This window comes from Streptomyces sp. NPDC006529 (assembly GCF_040611795.1).
GTDB lineage: Bacteria > Actinomycetota > Actinomycetes > Streptomycetales > Streptomycetaceae > Streptomyces.
The window spans coordinates 1-15,346 of record NZ_JBEXPB010000042.1; the positions used below are offsets into that span (position 1 = coordinate 1).

General features: G+C 73.2%; 13 protein-coding genes, 1 other RNA gene and 1 pseudogene. 3 read left to right on the forward strand and 12 right to left on the reverse strand.

What is annotated here, in order from left to right:
• Positions 1-90 precede the first annotated feature (90 nt).
• The 8 genes and pseudogenes from ABZY31_RS24625 to ABZY31_RS24660 form a co-directional block, all read right to left on the reverse strand.
• Positions 91-342 (reverse strand): annotated as a pseudogene (locus tag ABZY31_RS24625) (HU family DNA-binding protein); the annotation flags it as partial.
• Positions 343-656: 314 nt separating this feature from the next.
• Entirely contained in the window at positions 657-2,093 is a 1,437-nt protein-coding gene (locus ABZY31_RS24630) for an NAD-dependent malic enzyme (RefSeq protein ID WP_356413807.1), read from the reverse strand.
• A 422-nt stretch (positions 2,094-2,515) separates the two neighbouring features.
• Positions 2,516-4,822 (reverse strand): UvrD-helicase domain-containing protein, encoded by a 2,307-nt coding sequence (locus ABZY31_RS24635; RefSeq protein ID WP_356413810.1) that lies wholly within the window; start codon positions 4,820-4,822, stop codon positions 2,516-2,518.
• Positions 4,823-4,960: 138 nt separating this feature from the next.
• Positions 4,961-5,530 (reverse strand): CGNR zinc finger domain-containing protein, encoded by a 570-nt coding sequence (locus ABZY31_RS24640; protein ID WP_356413813.1) that lies wholly within the window; start codon positions 5,528-5,530, stop codon positions 4,961-4,963.
• Positions 5,531-5,593: 63 nt separating this feature from the next.
• Positions 5,594-6,145: a GNAT family protein gene (locus ABZY31_RS24645; RefSeq protein WP_356413922.1), complete on the reverse strand. Its 552-nt coding sequence runs from the start codon at positions 6,143-6,145 to the stop codon at positions 5,594-5,596.
• 118 nt (positions 6,146-6,263) lie between these two features.
• Positions 6,264-7,424: a uroporphyrinogen-III synthase gene (locus ABZY31_RS24650; RefSeq protein ID WP_356413816.1), complete on the reverse strand. Its 1,161-nt coding sequence runs from the start codon at positions 7,422-7,424 to the stop codon at positions 6,264-6,266.
• A gap of 100 nt (positions 7,425-7,524) precedes the next feature.
• Entirely contained in the window at positions 7,525-8,886 is a 1,362-nt protein-coding gene (locus ABZY31_RS24655; protein WP_356413819.1) for a nitrate/nitrite transporter, read from the reverse strand.
• 112 nt (positions 8,887-8,998) lie between these two features.
• Positions 8,999-9,967 (reverse strand): LysR family transcriptional regulator, encoded by a 969-nt coding sequence (locus ABZY31_RS24660; RefSeq protein ID WP_356413822.1) that lies wholly within the window; start codon positions 9,965-9,967, stop codon positions 8,999-9,001.
• 102 nt (positions 9,968-10,069) lie between these two features.
• Between ABZY31_RS24660 and ABZY31_RS24665 the strand changes: the two genes are divergently transcribed.
• From ABZY31_RS24665 to ABZY31_RS24675, 3 genes are all read left to right on the forward strand, one after another.
• A complete protein-coding gene (locus ABZY31_RS24665) occupies positions 10,070-11,371 on the forward strand; it encodes an MFS transporter (protein WP_356413825.1) in 1,302 nt (433 codons plus the stop codon).
• Between the two features lie 92 nt (positions 11,372-11,463).
• Positions 11,464-11,724, forward strand: a complete 261-nt coding sequence (locus ABZY31_RS24670) for a hypothetical protein (protein WP_356413828.1) — start codon at positions 11,464-11,466, stop codon at positions 11,722-11,724.
• Entirely contained in the window at positions 11,721-12,071 is a 351-nt protein-coding gene (locus tag ABZY31_RS24675) for a type II toxin-antitoxin system PemK/MazF family toxin (RefSeq protein ID WP_356413830.1), read from the forward strand. Before ABZY31_RS24670 ends, ABZY31_RS24675 begins: the two co-directional genes overlap by 4 nt.
• A gap of 89 nt (positions 12,072-12,160) precedes the next feature.
• On the opposite strand, the gene ssrA is transcribed toward ABZY31_RS24675, so the two are convergent.
• The 4 genes from ssrA to ftsX form a co-directional block, all read right to left on the reverse strand.
• Positions 12,161-12,549, reverse strand: a transfer-messenger RNA (tmRNA) gene (gene ssrA, locus ABZY31_RS24680).
• Positions 12,550-12,650: 101 nt separating this feature from the next.
• Positions 12,651-13,136, reverse strand: a complete 486-nt coding sequence (gene smpB, locus ABZY31_RS24685) for an SsrA-binding protein SmpB (RefSeq protein ID WP_356413833.1) — start codon at positions 13,134-13,136, stop codon at positions 12,651-12,653.
• An 18-nt stretch (positions 13,137-13,154) separates the two neighbouring features.
• Entirely contained in the window at positions 13,155-14,351 is a 1,197-nt protein-coding gene (locus ABZY31_RS24690) for a S41 family peptidase (RefSeq protein ID WP_356413836.1), read from the reverse strand.
• 68 nt (positions 14,352-14,419) lie between these two features.
• Positions 14,420-15,343, reverse strand: coding sequence for a permease-like cell division protein FtsX (gene ftsX, locus ABZY31_RS24695; protein WP_356413839.1), 924 nt, complete (start codon positions 15,341-15,343; stop codon positions 14,420-14,422).
• Positions 15,344-15,346 lie beyond the last annotated feature (3 nt).

Here is a 15,346-nt window from a genome sequence, read left to right on the forward strand (position 1 = left end):
CAGCAGCGTGCGCGGATCGGCGAGCCGGGTCTCGGCTCCGGTCGCGGTGTCGAGCACCCAGAGGCCGTCGAAGGGATCGGTGGGGCCGGTGGAGCCCGCGGAGACCTTCACGCTGTAGCCGGCCGGGATCTGGATGGGGTCGCCGGTCTGCGGGTTGCGCGCGGTGCGAGCGGCACGGTGGGTGCGCTCGAAGGTCAGGAAGCCGGGGATGGTGACCTTCTCGTCGCCCTTGGCGACGATCTCGCCGACGGTCTCGGCGAGCGCGGCCAGAACGGCGTCGGCGTCCTTGCGGGTCACCTCGGCGCGCTCGGACAGAGCGGCCACCAGCTCACTGCGGTTCATGTTGTACTCCCGTGTTCAACTTGCCTATGAGGCGTGAGATCGAAGCCGATGCTGCCAGGGCCCTAGGACAGTCCCCGGACCCGGGTCTGAACGTCAGACCCTCCCGCCCGGTTACGCATCCTGCCCCCACCAGCGGCGGGAAAGCCAATCCGGCACCCGCCAGGGTCACACGAAAAGCGCCACAGTCACGCCGCCGTGACGCTCCGTCCGCACCGGTGGACGCGGACCGCGCACCACGCGGGCATCCCCGCAACCCTAGAGGCGCGCCGGGGGGCCCGCATCCCGCGACGCGCCGGGGAAGGGGCCCCGGTGGCTCAGGCGGACGTGGGTCCCGTCACAGAGGTGGAGGCCGCAGGGGCGGCAGCCTTGCGGACCGCTCCGGCGACGGCGCCCGCGACCTTGTCGTTGAAGACGGACGGGATGATGTAGTTCGCGTTCAGCTCGTCCTCGGTGACGACATCGGCCAGCGCGGTCGCGGCGGCCAGCATCATGCCGGTGTTCACCGTCCGGGACTGGGCGTCCAGGAGGCCGCGGAAGACGCCCGGGAAGACCAGCACGTTGTTGATCTGGTTGGGGAAGTCCGAGCGGCCGGTGGCCACGACGGCGGCCGTCTCGCGGGCGACCGCCGGGTCGACCTCGGGGTCCGGGTTCGCGAGCGCGAACACGATGGCGCCGTCCGCCATGGCGGCGACGTCGGCGCCGCTGAGGACATTCGGGGCCGAGACGCCGATGAAGACGTCGGCGCCGACGACGGCCTCCTTGAGCGTGCCGGTGTAGCCCTCGGGGTTGGTGTTGTCGGCGATCCAGCGCAGCGGCGACTCGCTGTCGGCGTCGACCAGGTCGGCGCGGCCGGCGTGCACGACGCCGTGGATGTCGGCGCTGACGACGTTCTTGACGCCCGCCGCGAGGAGCAGTTTGAGGATGGCCGTGCCGGCCGCGCCGGCGCCGGACATGACGACCTTGACGTCGCCAACGGCCTTGTTCACCACGCGCAGTGCGTTGGTGAGGGCGGCGAGGACGACGATGGCGGTGCCGTGCTGGTCGTCGTGGAAGACGGGGATGTCGAGGGCCTCGCGCAGCCGGGCCTCGATCTCGAAGCAGCGCGGCGCGGAGATGTCCTCCAGGTTGATGCCGGCGAAGCCGGGGGCGATCGCCTTGACGATGGCGACGATTTCGTCGCTGTCCTGGGTGTCGAGGCAGATCGGCCACGCGTCGATCCCGGCGAACCGCTTGAAGAGGGCCGCCTTGCCCTCCATGACGGGCAGCGCGGCCATCGGGCCGATGTTGCCCAGGCCGAGGACCGCGGAGCCGTCCGTCACGACTGCGACGGAGTTGCGCTTGATCGTCAGGCGGCGCGCGTCCTCGGGGTTCTCGGCGATCGCCATGCACACGCGGGCCACGCCCGGGGTGTAGATCATGGAGAGGTCGTCACGGTTGCGGATGGGGTGCTTCGACGCCATCTCGATCTTGCCGCCGAGGTGCATCAGGAACGTGCGGTCCGAGACCTTGCCCAGGCTCACACCCTCGATCCCGCGCAGCTCCTCGACGATCTCGTCGGCGTGCGCCGTGGACGTCGCGGCGATCGTGACGTCGATCCGGAGCTTCTCGTGGCCGGAGGCGGTCACGTCGAGGCCGGTGACCGACCCTCCGCTGGACTCCACGACGGTGGTGAGCTGGGAGACCGCGGTACCGCTCGCGGGCACTTCCAGTCGGACCGTCATCGAGTACGAGACGCTGGGCGCCGTTGCCATGTCCGTGTTCCTCTGCTGTCCAAGGTTCGCTGTACACGGGCCCCGGCACGGCAGGCGTGACGGGACCTGTTGTCCGATCGTCCCACCTACCGGCCGGTACGAGGTAACCAGCTACAAATTTCGGAAAGATACTTCCACCATACGAGATTTACCGGTAGTGCGGAAGACCCGCAGGACAAACGGGCCGGTCAGCGGCGGCACGCAAAACAGGTCCGCGCCCTCCCCCGGAGGGGAGGACGCGGACCTGCTCTCTACGTCTATGACACCGACCCGCCATGCTCGCCTCGCGGCAAGTGGTCGCTCTAGGCGACTAAGGTTGGGCCCGGGGGCTTGGATCGAGCCGGTGCCACAACCAGGCTAACAAAGGTTCGCCGGAAGTGATCCCCCTCCCGGGGGACGACCTGAACGTCCATACGTCCGGCTCAGTCGCGCAGCAGCTCCGGCACCCCGGCCGCGTCGGGCCGGTCCCGCTCCCCCGACACCACCGTGAGCTGCTGCGTCGCGCGCGTGAGGGCGACGTAGAGCACCCGCAGGCCCGCCGGGGACTCCTCCGCGATCTCCGCCGGGGAGACGACCACCGTGGCGTCGTACTCCAGGCCCTTGGCCTCCAGGCTGCCGAGCGCCACCGCGCGCTCCCCGAGCTCCGCGAGCCACCCGGCCGCCTCCGCGCGCCGGTCCATCGCCACGACCACGCCGACCGTGCCCTCGACCTGGCCCAGCAGCCGCCGGGTCTCCTCCCGCACGCAGGCGCCCAGGTCGGGGCCCGCGGCGGTGAAGCGCGGCTCCAGGCCGGTGGAGCGGACCGCGGTGGGCGGCTCCATCCCCGGCATGGCCAGGCGCAGCACCCGGGCCGCCAGCTCGGCGATCTCGGCCGGGTTGCGGTAGTTGACGGTCAGGGTGAACTTGCGGCGCGGTCGGCTGCCCAGCGCCTCGTCCCGGGCCGCGGCCGCCTCGTCGGGGTCACTCCAGGAGGACTGGGCGGCGTCGCCCACCACCGTCCAGGTGCCGGTCCGGCCGCGGCGGCCCACCATCCGCCACTGCATCGGCGTCAGGTCCTGGGCCTCGTCCACGATCACGTGGGCGTACTCGGTGCGCTCCGCCGCCAGCCGCTCGGCCCGCTCCCACTGGGTCTCCTCGCGGCCCGGCATCAGCTCCTCCAGGCCGGTGAGGTGGGCCAGCGGGTCCAGGTCGCGCTTGCGCTTGGGGCGCGCGGGGGCGCCGATCAGCAACTGGAGTTCGTCCAGCAGCGCCACGTCGTGCACCGAGAGCGGGCCCTTGCCGTCCGCGCCGGTGCGGCGCAGGGAGCGGGCCAGCAGCCGGGTCTCGCGCGGGTTCAGCACCCGGCGGGCCCAGCGGCCCAGGCGCCGCTCGTCGGCCATCGTGGCGAGGACGCCGCGCGGGGTCAGCTCGGGCCACCAGGCGTTCAGGAACTCGATGAAGACGTCCTCGGTGGAGACGTCCTCGTCGAAGCCGGAGCGCAGTTCGGCCGCGAGCTCCCGGTCGGTGTGCCGCCCGGCGCCGCCTGACTTCGCCCACAGGGCGTCCAGCAGCAGCTTGCGGGCGCGCGGACGCAGCAGGTTGACCGGCGCCGTGCCGCCGAGGACGACCTGGCGGATCCGGTTCAGCTCGTCCGCCTCCAGCTCCTGGCGGCGCCCGAAGGCCACCACGCGCAGCCGCTCGGGGGCGCCGCCCAGCTCCAGCGCGCCCCGTACGGCCTTGCGCAGGACCGGCAGCATCCGGGAGGAGCCCTTGACGCGGGCGACCGCCGGTTCGTCGTAGGTGGTCGCCTCGGCGCCGTCGACCAGCGAGCCCAGCGCCCGGATCGCGACCTGACCCTCCTCGCCGAGCGAGGGCAGCACGCCCTCGGTGTAGGCGACGAGCAGCGGGGTCGGCGAGACGATCAGGATGCCGCCGGAGTAGCGCCGCCGGTCCTGGTAGAGCAGGTAGGCGGCGCGGTGCAGCGCGACGGCGGTCTTGCCGGTGCCGGGGCCGCCCGCGACCTCCGCGACGGAGGCGGCGGGGGCCCGGATGACCATGTCCTGCTCCGCCTGGATGGAGGAGACGATGTCGCGCATGGAGTGCGTACGGGCCCGGCCGAGCGCGGCCATCAGCGCGCCGTCACCGAGCACCGGCAGCTCCTGGCCGTCGAGGTAGGCGGTCACCTCGGGGCGCATCAGGTCGTCCTCGACGCCGAGCACCTTGCGGCCCTTGGAGCGGATGACCCGGCGGCGCACCACCCGGCCCGGCTCCTTGGGCGTGGAGCGGTAGAACGGCGCGGCGGCGGGCGCGCGCCAGTCGATCACCAGCGGCGTGTAGTCGTTGTCGAGCACGCCGATCCGCCCGATGTGCAGGGTTTCGGCGATGTCGGCGGTCAGGTCGGGGCGGATCGCGTCCTCGGCGGCCTCGACGGAGGTGAAGGCGCCGTCCGCGCCGCGCTCCCCGTCCTTGCCGAGGACGAGGTCGATCCGTCCGAAGAGGAAGTCCTCGAATTCGTTGTTGAGCCGGTTGAGATGAATCCCGGCGCGGAAGACCTGTGCGTCGCGTTCCGCGAGGGCGCCGGGGGTACCGACCTGACCCCGCTTGGCCGCGTCGTTCATCAGGAACTCGGCCTCGTGGATCTTTTCCTCGAGGCGGCGGTACACCTGGTCCAGATGAGTCTGCTCGACCGCGATCTCGCGATCGCGGACGGAATCCGCCGTGCTGTCGACAGCGGCATCCTGCGCGGCCACCAAGGCCCCCTTCTGACGTGCATTGGGCGACCGTCAACCGTACGCGAACAGAGCGGGTGTCCGCACGCCCGTTCCGCGCGCGGGCGCGCGGAACGCGGGCGCGCAAGGCGCCATGAGGCCGTTATGAGCGTGTATGCGCTACGCGGGACGCGCGGCGAGCACCCGCGCGCGGTGGCGGGCCACCCGCTCCCGGTTTCCGCACAGTTCACTGGAACACCAACGCCGCCGGTGGCCGCGCGAGGTGTCCAGGTAGACCCGGGTACAGCCCTCACCTTCGCAGGCGCGCAGGCGGTCGCGGTCGCCGGGGTCCGTGAGCAGCTCCACCGCGTCGCGCGCGACGGCCGCCAGCAGCGCCGCGCAGCCCACCCCCGAGGGCCCGCCGCACAGTTCGCGGACCAGGCGCCCGGCGGGGTCGCGTACGGCACACAGTCCCGGGGGTGGACCGGCGGCCCGCGCGTTGACCCGGGCGAGCGGTTCCTCGCCGGGGGCGCGGCCGCTCAGCTCGGCCGCCACCAGGGCGCGCACGTCCGCCCGCAGCGTCCGGAAGGGCTCCAGCCAGTCCTCGGTGACGCGGGCGGGCGGGGTCGGTCCGGGCACCAGGCCGGCCCCGGTGAGCCACAGGCTCAGCCCCGCGCGGTCGGCGAGCCCCTCCGGCGGCCCCAGGGTGGCCGCCAGGTCCAGGCAGACCCGTCCCGATTCGAACCACATGTCCGTCACCGCCTCGGTCGACGCCCCACCAGAGTGCGCCCTCGGCGGGCCCGGGCGGAAGCCTCATGCAGGGGGCGGATCGTCGTGCAGCAGCAGCTGGAAGAGCCGGTGATCGCGCCAGGCGCCGTCGATGTACAGGTAGCGGGGCGCGACGCCGTACGCCTCGAAACCGGCCTTGGCGAGCACGCGTTGCGAGGCGAGGTTGTCCAGCAGGGTGCCGGCGGCGAGCCGGTGCAGGCCCAGCTCGTCGCGGGCCGCCCGGACGACCTCGGCGAGCGCGGCGGAGGCGAGGCCCCGGCCGGTGTGCGCGCCGTCGACCCAGTAGCCGACGCTCGCGCTGCACAGGGGGCCGCGGACGACGTTGTTCAGCGTGATCGTGCCGAGGAGCGGCGCGGCGCCCTTTGTCCCGAGGAGGACGTACGGCACCGCGCGGCCCGCGTCCCGGTCGCCGAGCAGCGCCTCGATCCGGCGCCGCTGCCCGTCCTCGGTGTAGAAGTCCTCGGGCCGCGGCGGCTCGAAGGGCGCCATGTGCGCACGGTTGCGCCCGAGCGCCTCGGCCAGCCGCCCGGCATCCCCGAGCCGCATCTCCCGCAGTTCCACTCCCTCAGCGATCATCATCCCCCTACGCTACCGACGCCCGTTTCCCGGCCCTGCGGGGGCGCCCGTCCCAGCCTCGGATCCCAGCCCCGCCGGCGTTTGAGGCGCGGGGCCCGGGGCGGAGCCCCGGGCGGGGTCAGGACGACGGGGCGTCGTACTTGGCTTCGCCGCCCGCGTCCAGCGCCAGCCGGTACCCCCGCTTGACCACCGTCTGGATCAGCTTCGGCACCCCCAGCGCCACCCGCAGCCGGGCCATCGCCGTCTCCACGGCGTGTTCGTCGCGCCCCGCCCCCGGCAGCGCCCGCAGCAGTTCGGCGCGCCCCACGACCCACCCCGGCCGCCGCGCCAGCACCCGCAGCAGGGACATCCCGGCCGGCGGCACCGGCCGCAGGTCCTCGTCCACCAGGACCGCGTGGCCGCGGATCTCCACCCGGTGCCCGCCCACCGGCAGCACCCGCGCCCGCCCCGGCAGCTCCTGGCACAGCACCTGGACCAGCGGCCCCAGCCGGAACCGCTCCGGCTGGACCGTCGCCACCCCGAGCGCCTCCAGCGGCAGCGCGGTCACCGGCCCCACGCAGGCCGCGAGCACGCCCGTACGCAGTCCCTCCAGCACCGGATCCGTGATCCCCCGTTCCGCGGCCCGCGCCAGCAGCGAGGCCGCGGCGGGCGCGGAGGTGAAGCTGACGGCGTTCACCGCCCCGGCGGCGACCGCGTCGAGCAGCCGGTCCAGCGGCCCGAGATCCTCCGGCGGCATCCACCGGTACACCGGTACGACGATCACCTCGGCCCCGGCCTCCCGCAGCGCCTCCACGAAGCCCGGCAGCGGCTCCCCGTGCAGCTGGAGCGCGATCCGCCGCCCGGCGACCCCGCCCGCCAGCAGCCGGTCCAGCACCTCCGCGAGCGACTCCGACTTCGGCGACCACGCCTCGACCAGCCCGGCGGCCCGGATCGCGCCCTTCACCTTGGGCCCGCGGGCGAGCAGTTCGGTGGCCCGCAGCCGGGCCAGCAGGTCCTCGCCGATCCCCCAGCCGTCGGCGGCCTCGATCCAGCCTCGGAAGCCGATGGCGGTGGTGGCGACCACCGCGTCGGGCGCGCAGCCCAGCAGTTCCTTGGTGGCGGCCAGCAGTTCGCCGTCGTCGGCGAGCGGCACGATCCGCAGGGCGGGGGCGTGCAGGACCACCGCCCCGCGCCGCCGCAGCAGCGCGATCAGCTCGTCGGCGCGGCGCGCGGCGGTGACCCCCACCGTGAATCCGGAGAGCGGCCCGGTGGCGGGCGGGCCGGTCTGTGTCTCGTCCATGCTGTCCTGCCTCGTGCAAGGGGGGTGTGAGGGTGGTCCGAGCCTGCCAAGGCGTCGTGTCAGGCTCGGTTCACCCGTATTTCGGCGCCGTTAACCGCCGTTACACCGAGGTGAGCTGCGGCTTCGCGGCCGCGTCCGGGGCGGGCCCGGCCTCGGCGGCGGGCCGGCGAAGGTATACCGCCCAGGTCACCGCGCAGCAGACGGCGTAGAAGCCGAGGAAGGTGACGAAGGCGGCGGTGCCCTCGCCGGAGCTGAGGAAGGCCTCCCGGAAGACGAGGTTGATGCCGAGCCCGCCGAGGGCGCCCACGGCGCCGATGAGGCCCATCGCAGCCCCCGACAGCCGCCGCCCGTAGGCGGCCGCGGCCTCGGCGCCCAGCCCCCGGGCCAGCGCCTTGGCCTGGAAGATGCCGGGGATCATCTTGTACGTCGATCCGTTGCCGAGGCCGCTGAGCACGAACAGGGCCACGAACCCGGTGAGGAACACCGGCAGGGAGGCCCGTACCGAGGCCAGGACCACCACGCCGGTGGCCGCCGCCATCGCGACGAAGGTCCCCAGCGTGATCCGCGCGCCGCCGTACCGGTCGGCGAGCCGCCCGCCCACGGGCCGGACCAGCGAGCCGAGCAGCGGTCCGATGAAGGTCAGCGAGGCGGCCTGGAGCGGGGTCCGGCCGAACTGCGTCTGCAGGACCAGCCCGAAGGCGAAGCTGTAGCCGATGAAGGAGCCGAAGGTGCCGATGTACAGGAACGCCATGATCCAGGTGTGCCCGTCGCGCACGGCCTCCCGGACCGCGCCGGTGTCGTTGCGCACGGGCGCCAGGTTGTCCATCCGCGCCGCCGCCAGCACGGCCGCGGCCACGATGAGCGGGATGTAGGCGGCGAGCAGGAACCGCGGGTGCGCCGCCCCTGCCGTCCCGATGACCAGCAGCGCGGCGAGCTGGACGACGGGGACGCCGATGTTGCCGCCGCCCGCGTTCAGGCCGAGCGCCCAGCCCTTCTCGCGCAGCGGGAAGAAGGCGTTGATGTTGGTCATGGAGGAGGCGAAGTTGCCGCCGCCGACCCCGGTCAGGGCCGCCACCAGCAGGAACGTCCCGTACGAGGTCCCCGGCTCCATCACCACCAGCGCGGCCACCGTCGGCGCGAGCAGCATCAGCGCGCTGAAGACGGTCCAGTTGCGGCCGCCGAAGCGGGCGACGGCGAAGGTGTAGGGGACGCGCACCAGCGCGCCGACGAAGGTGGCGGTGGCGATCAGGGTGAACTTCTGGGCCGGGTCGATGCCGTAGCGCGGGCCCATGAACAGGACCATCACCGACCAGAGCGACCAGATCGAGAAGCCGACGTGCTCGGAGAGCACGGAGTAGAGCAGGTTCCGCCGGGCGGTCCGCCGGCCCGTCTCCTTCCAGAAGGTCTCGTCCTCGGGATCCCACCGCTCGATCCAGCGGCCGCCCGTGCGCGGTGCGGTCATCACGCCTCCACTGCTGTCGTGTCCGTGATGACGACCGTAGGGACGGCTCGTTTCGCCTCCGGTCCCCGCCGGATGACCGCGGCGATACCGTGCACTCACCCGGCGCCGCCGGTCAGTGTGAGCGCATCAGCTCCGCGTCCCCCTCGGGCAGCCAGCCGCCCTCGGGCAGGTCGAGCCAGCCGCGTACGGCGCCCAGCCCGGCCGCGGCGGTGCGCAGCGCGGTCAGTCCGGGGTGGCCGAAACCCCGGCGCCACACCATGGACAGCGGCGACAGCGGCACGGGGTCGGTCAGCGGCCGGCGCACGCAGCCCGGCATGTCGGGGAAGTCGACGGTGGCCAGGACGGGATGGCCGGTCTTGGCCATCACCCGCCGGAACTCCTCCTTGCCGACCGCGACGGGCGCGGGCGGGGCCAGGGCGGTGCCGCGGCCCGCGAAGAGCCGCCGGGCCAGGTCGGTCCACTCCAGGGTGCGCGGATTCCCGGCCCCGGCGTACACGGTCTCCCCGGCCAGCGCGCCGACCGCGACCGTGGCGCGGGCGGCCAGCGGGTGGTCCTCGGGCAGGACGACGGCCAGCGGTTCGTAGCGCACGGGCTGGTGGGCGAGGCGGGCGCGCAGGGCGGGGGCGAGCCCGCCGAACCGGCCGAAGGACACGTCCAGGCGCCCGGCGGCGATCTCCCCGGCGCTGTGCGTGAGCCCGCTCTCGAAGCGGGCCATCAGCTCCTGGTCGGGGGCCAGTTCGCGGGCCCGGTCCAGGACCTGGCGGGCGGTGCCGGGGCCGTCGGAGTTGAGGTCGACGAGCAGCGGCCGCGCGCTCGCGCCGAAGGCGGCGGCGAGGTCCTCGTGGGCGCGCAGCACCCGGCGGGCGTGCGGGAGCAGCCGCTCGCCGTCGGCCGTCAGCTCGACCTGCCGGGTGGTCCGTACGAAGAGCCGCGCGTCCAGGGCCTGTTCGAGGCGGCGGACGTCCCGGCTGAGGGCCTGCTGGGCGACGTACAGCCGGGCGGCGGCCCAGGTGAAGTGCAGTTCCTCGGCGACGGCGACGAAGGCGCGCAGCAGCCGCGGGTCCACCTCTCGTGCATTCACCGCGGCAGCGTAACCCGCGCCGCCCGATTGACAACAGGGGTGCGTGAATCACCCCGGAACAAGTGTTGGACCGCTCCGGGGGCCCGCCCCGAGGCTGGTCCCATGCCCACCACCGCGCCCGCCGCCCCGCCCGCCGCCCCCCTGATGACCGTCACCGGCGCCACCCTCGTCCTGGCCGCCGGGCCCGCCGCCCCGCGCCGCGGGGCCGCCGCCCCGGCCGCGCGCCGACGCCCGGCGGGCCCGTACCGGCGGCTGTTCGCCACCCCGGGCGCGCGGGCCTTCACCGCGGGGAACCTGCTCGCCCGGCTCCCCATGGGCATGTTCGGGGTCAGCGCGGTCCTGATGATCGCGGGCCAGCGCGGTTCGTACGCGCTGGCGGGCGCGGTCACCGCCACCGGGCTCGCCGCGACCGCCGTCGTCGCGCCCTTCACGGCCCGGCTGGTCGACCGGCACGGCCAGGCCCGGATCGCGCTGCCCGCCACCCTGATCGCGGTCCTCGGCTGGCTCTGCCTGGTGTGGTGCGTCCGTACGCAGGCCCCGGCCTGGACCCTCTTCGCCTGCTGCGCCGCCACCGCGACCACCCCCAACATCGGCGGCCTCTCGCGCGCCCGCTGGACCCACCTGCTGCGCGACTCCCCCGCCGCCCGGCACACCGCGATGTCCTTCGAGCAGGCCGTCGACGAGCTGTGCTACCTGCTCGGCCCGGTCCTCGCCACCACCCTGTGCTCCCTGGCGTTCCCGGAGGCGGGCACCCTCACCGGCGCGGCCCTGCTGCTGGCCGGCATGGTCCTCTTCACCTCGCGACGCGCGACCGAACCGCCGCCCGCCGGCCGCACACGGCACCGCTCGCCGCTGCGCTCGCCCGGCCTGCCGGGGCTGCTGGCGCTGTTCCTGGCCCTGGGCGTGGTCTTCGGCTCCATGGAGGTCACCTCGCTCGCCTACCTCACGGGCCACGGCCTCGCCGCGGCCGCGGGCCCGGTCCTGGCCCTCCAGGCCGCGGGTTCCTGCGCGGCCGGCCTGCTCTACGGCGCCCTGCGTCCGCGCGCCCTGGCCGGCTGCGTGAGCGCCCTGGCCGTCCTGATGGCCCTGCCCTGGGCGGCGGCCGCCACCGGCTCGGTGCCCCTGCTGGCGGTGGCCCTGCTGCTGGCGGGCATGGCCACCGCGCCGACGATGGTCACCGCCATGGCCCTGGTCCAGCGGGCCACCCCGGCGGCCCGCCTGAACGAGGGGATGACCCTGGCCGTGACCGCCATCCTGACGGGCATCGCGGCCGGCTCGGCGGCCGCGGGCGCCGCGGTGGACCACTTGGGCCCCACCCCGTCCTACGCCCTCCCGGCGACGGCGGCCCTCCTGGCGCTCCTCGCCACGACCATGAGGGGCTCGGCGTCACCCACCCGACGCTGACGGACGCGCCGTTCGCCGCCGTGCCCGTACCGGCCGGGTCTACGCCCATCCCAAGGGATACCCGAGGGGATACCTTCCGGTATCCTGCCGGTATGGCCACAGCGATCACCACCATAAAGGTCCCCGCCGACCTCCGAGACCGGATCAGCGAGGTCGCGGCCGAGCTCGGAGGCACCATGGCCACCGCCCTGGAACGCCTCCTCGACGACCACCGCCGCCAGCGCATCCTCGAGCAGTACACCCGCCTCCAGGCTGATCCGGTCGAGTGGGCCGAGTACCTGGCCGAGCTGGGCGAGTGGGACGCCCTCGCGGGAGACGGCCTCGCCGGTGACCCCTGGGAGACCGGCGCATGAGCCGCCTGGCCCGCCCTTGGCAGGTTTGGTACGCCGACCTCTCCCCCGTCATCGGGAGCGAACAGTCAGGGCGCCGCCCGGTCCTGGTCGTCTCCTCCCCCACCCACGCGGCGTTCCCCATCCCCATGACGATCGTCGTGCCTCTCACCACGAAGACCCGCGGCTTGGATCACCACGTCCCCATCAGCTCGCCCGAATCCGGCCTCGACCGCCCCAGCTGGGCGCGCACCGAGGACATCCGCTCCATCAGCGAGCAGCGCCTTGTCGGCCAGCGCCCCCTCGGCGTGATCACGGACAAGGAGAGGGCCGAGGTGCGCCGGTACCTGCGGCTGATGCTCGACCTCTGACAGACCCCCGTCACGGCATGACACCGGCATCACGGCATGACAAAGGCCCCGCCGCCCGGAGGCTGCGGGGCCCGTGCCCAACATGGAGGTGGTGGAGATGGCGGGAATCGAACCCGCGTCCAGCGGTGCAGAAGCAGGGCTTCTCCGAGCGCAGTCCGCTGCGCTTTTCTCGGCCCCGGAGATCACACGGACAAGTCTCCGACGGGCTCAGTCACTGTTTGGTTTCCCTCCAGCCCCCGTGACCGGGGCTAGAGGTTTAGATCCCTAGTTGACGCCAGGATCCGGGCCGGGACCACTCCCGGGCTGACGCTCCTCACGAAGGCTTCAGTTCGCTGTTATTAGGCAGCGAGGGAGAAGCGGGAGTTATCGCTGTTGGAATTGGCGATTATTTTTTGCGACAGGTGGTTTACGAGATCATTGCCGCTTCCTCGGCTCGCTTCCCCTGCATCGACATCCGCTGTCGAAACCGATCATCCCCATGTTGCACGCTATTCAGTTGGGTACCGCTCAAGCCGCACGACCCCATCGGGGAGGTGCTGACGCCATGGTACGCGAAGTGGACCACGGGATGCCAGGCGATTACAGCTGACCGCGCTCCTTGCGCTTCACGGCCGAGATCACCCGGTTCGTCTCGCGCGTGTCCTGCTTCTCCCGCAGGGACTGGCGCTTGTCGTACTCCTTCTTGCCCTTGGCGAGCGCGATCTCGACCTTGGCCCGGCCGTCCTTGAAGTACAGGGACAGCGGCACGATCGTGTTGCCCGTCTCGCCGGTCTTCGAGTCCAGCTTGTCGATCTCCTCCCGGTGCAGGAGGAGCTTGCGCTTGCGGCGGGCGCTGTGATTGGTCCAGGTGCCCTGGCTGTACTCCGGCACGTGCACGTTGTAGAGCCAGGCCTCCCCGCTCTCCACCGACACGAAGCCGTCCACCAGCGAGGCCCGGCCCTGGCGCAGGGACTTGACCTCGGTCCCCGTGAGCACGAGACCGCACTCGTAGGTGTCGATGATCGTGTAGTCGTGCCGCGCCTTCTTGTTCTGGGCGATCAGCTTGCGCCCTGTTTCCTTAGCCATAGTGCGGCCATTTTCGCACTACGGACCCACCCCGAGGCCACCCAATACCGCGCGGGCCCGTTCCTCGACGCGCTGGTCGGCGCTCACGTCGGGGGTGATGCCCCGCCCGTCCAGGCTGCGGCCGGCCGGGGTGCGGTAGGTGCCCACCGTCAGCTCGGCCACCGAACCGTCCGCCAGCTCGGTCGGCATCTGCACCGAGCCCTTGCCGAAGGTGTGGCTGCCGACGGTCACCGCGCGCCCGCGGTCCTGGAGGGCCCCCGTGACCAGCTCGGCCGCGCTCATCGTGCCGCCGTCGACCAGCGCCACCAGGGGGCGGGCGGTGTCCCCGCCGCGCTCCGCGTACAGGGCGCGCTGGGCGCCCCGTACGTCGTACGTCGCCACCAGCCCGCCGTCCAGGAAGGCGGAGGCCGCCGTCACCGCCTCGCCGACCAGACCCCCGGGGTTGCCGCGCAGGTCCAGCAGGACGCCGGCCCCGGCCGGGGCCGCGCGGACCGCCGCCCGGACCCGCTCGCCCGAGCCGCGGGTGAAGGCGGACACCTTGACGAGCACCACGCCCTTGCCCAGCTCCCGTACCGTCACCGCCTCGGTGCTGACCCGGGCGCGGCGCACCGTCTCGGTCAGGTCCGCGCCGTCGCGCTCGACCTCCAGGGTCACCGCGGTGCCCGCGTCCCCGCGCAGCCGGGCCACCACCTGGGCCACGCTGAAGCCGGTGACCGGCGCCCCGTCCACGCGGGTCAGCCGGTCGCCGCCGCGTAATCCGGCGCGGTCGGCGGGGCTGCCGGGCTGGACCCGGGTGACGGCGATCCGGCCGCCGGGGCCGCGCTCGGTCCAGAGCCCGACCCCGGTGTAGCGGCCGTCGAGCTCGTCCTCGAAGGAGGCGTACTCGCCCTGGTCGTAGACCACGCCCCAGCGGTCGCCGCTGCGGCTGACGACGTCCTGGGCGGCGTTCTTGCCGGACTTCCCCTCGGCGACCGCCTCGGCGGCGGCCCGGGCGACGGCGTCCCGGTCGGCGGTCGCGGGCTTCCCGGCGCCCGCGGGTGCCTTCGTACGGGCCGCGACCGGGGCGGTACGCCCCTCCTCGCGCGGGTCGGGGCGGTACCCGCTGCTCACGGCGGCGCCGAGCCCGCCCAGGGCGCCGATCAGCGCCAACGTCACGGCGGCCCCGCGACGCAGGTCGCGGGGCCGGAGACAGGAAGGGACGGGGCGGCCCGGCATGGCGCCGAGTCTAGGACAAGGCCCCGGGCCGGCACGGCGTCTCGGCCGCACCGCCCACGGGGCGCTCGTCACACCTTCAGGTACTTGCGCAAAGCCACGAAGGCCGCGAGCGAGGGCATCAGCAGACCGATGACCAGCACCAGCGGGAGCTTGGTGAGGACCGAGTCCCAGCCGATGAAGTTGATCAGCTCCATCTTCTGCCGCAGCCCCGCGCCGTGGTCGATCACGAAGTACTGGCCCGAGGCCAGCATCCCGCAGGCGAGCACCGCGCCGATCAGACCGGCGAAGGCGGCCTCCATGATGAACGGCACCTGGATGTAGAAGCTGGAGGCGCCCACCAGCCGCATGATCCCGGTCTCCCGCCGACGGCTGAACGCCGAGACGCGCACCGTGTTGACGATCAGCAGCAGCGCCACCACCAGCATGATGAGCATGATGACCAGCGCGGCGACGTTCAGGTAGCCGAGCAGCCGGAAGAGGTTGTCCAGCACGGTCCGCTGGTCCTCGACGGACTGGACCCCGTCCCGCCCCGCGAAGGCGGTGGTGATGACCTTGTACTTCTCCGGGTTCTTCAGCTTCACCCGGAAGGACTCGGGCATCTGGTCCGGCGTGATGGAGGCGGCCAGGGCGGTGTGCCCGAACTGCTCCTTGTAGTGCTTGTAGGCCTCGTCGGAGGACTCGTACGAGACCGTCTCGACGAGGTCCATCTTCTTGAGGTCGGCCTCGATCCGCTGCTTCTGCTCGGCGGTCACCGCGCCCTTGGAGCAGGAGGCTCCGGCGCTGGCCTCGGCGTCGTTCTTGTTGCAGAGGTAGATCGAGACGTTGACCTTGTCGTACCAGTAGCCCTTCATCTGGCTCACCTGGTCGCGCATGAGCAGGGAGCCACCGAACAGGGCCAGCGACAGGGCCACGGAAATGATGACCGCGAAGGTCATGGTGAGATTGCGGCGGAGGCCTACGCCGATCTCCGACATGACGAACTGGGCGCGCATGGC

What these genes read in the sequence shown, in the direction of transcription:
- ftsX (WP_356413839.1), bottom strand. Translation starts at nt 15,343, where the DNA reads ATGCGCGCCCAGTTCGTCATGTCGGAGATCGGCGTAGGCCTCCGCCGC.
- ABZY31_RS24650 (WP_356413816.1), bottom strand. Translation starts at nt 7,424, where the DNA reads ATGGACGAGACACAGACCGGCCCGCCCGCCACCGGGCCGCTCTCCGGA.
- ABZY31_RS24675 (WP_356413830.1), top strand. Translation starts at nt 11,721, where the DNA reads ATGAGCCGCCTGGCCCGCCCTTGGCAGGTTTGGTACGCCGACCTCTCC.
- smpB (WP_356413833.1), bottom strand. Translation starts at nt 13,136, where the DNA reads ATGGCTAAGGAAACAGGGCGCAAGCTGATCGCCCAGAACAAGAAGGCG.
- ABZY31_RS24630 (WP_356413807.1), bottom strand. Translation starts at nt 2,093, where the DNA reads ATGGCAACGGCGCCCAGCGTCTCGTACTCGATGACGGTCCGACTGGAA.
- ABZY31_RS24690 (WP_356413836.1), bottom strand. Translation starts at nt 14,351, where the DNA reads ATGCCGGGCCGCCCCGTCCCTTCCTGTCTCCGGCCCCGCGACCTGCGT.
- ABZY31_RS24645 (WP_356413922.1), bottom strand. Translation starts at nt 6,145, where the DNA reads ATGATCGCTGAGGGAGTGGAACTGCGGGAGATGCGGCTCGGGGATGCC.
- ABZY31_RS24655 (WP_356413819.1), bottom strand. Translation starts at nt 8,886, where the DNA reads ATGACCGCACCGCGCACGGGCGGCCGCTGGATCGAGCGGTGGGATCCC.
- ABZY31_RS24670 (WP_356413828.1), top strand. Translation starts at nt 11,464, where the DNA reads ATGGCCACAGCGATCACCACCATAAAGGTCCCCGCCGACCTCCGAGAC.
- ABZY31_RS24640 (WP_356413813.1), bottom strand. Translation starts at nt 5,530, where the DNA reads ATGTGGTTCGAATCGGGACGGGTCTGCCTGGACCTGGCGGCCACCCTG.
- ABZY31_RS24665 (WP_356413825.1), top strand. Translation starts at nt 10,070, where the DNA reads ATGCCCACCACCGCGCCCGCCGCCCCGCCCGCCGCCCCCCTGATGACC.